This is a genomic window from Adlercreutzia sp. DFI.6.23 (assembly GCF_024462535.1).
GTDB lineage: Bacteria > Actinomycetota > Coriobacteriia > Coriobacteriales > Eggerthellaceae > Adlercreutzia > Adlercreutzia rubneri.
In genome coordinates, this window is the sequence record NZ_JANGBP010000230.1 from 1 (window position 1) to 388 (window position 388).

General features: G+C 51.8%; 1 protein-coding gene. It reads right to left on the minus strand.

The genetic code is table 11. The annotated features are described in order from the left end of the window. Positions 1 to 31 precede the first annotated feature (31 nt). Positions 32 to 259, minus strand: a complete 228-nt coding sequence (locus NE591_RS13140) for a Rep family protein (RefSeq protein WP_256156850.1) — start codon at positions 257 to 259, stop codon at positions 32 to 34. Positions 260 to 388: the final 129 nt, after the last annotated feature.

Consider the following 388-nt stretch of genomic DNA (forward strand, 5'->3'; position numbering starts at 1 on the left):
AATCGGTCTTGCTCATCTTCGATATCGAGCTTCACGTCCTCGAGCTGGCTGTCATCGGCTTCTTTGGTGTACCGTCCTCGTTCACATCGGAATCGTGGAGCGGTGAGACAAGGCAGTCGACAAGCCAACCGTTGATAATCTCGCGCCAGTTCTCCGGCGCACTATCTGGATAGAACTCAAAGTGCCAGTAATGCTTACGTGGTGCACGTTTCTTTTCGTACTTCTTATCCGCACGTTTCTGGGCTTCAGACCTAGCCATGCTATAATCTCCTTGTCTTGAATGCCCCTGCTGCCGCCAAGCTTGCTGGGGCTTTTCTTTTTTTATCTGCGCTTGTTAACCTCGCGTCTATGCGCAACATCGACCACGAGAATGACGAGCCTGCCGTCA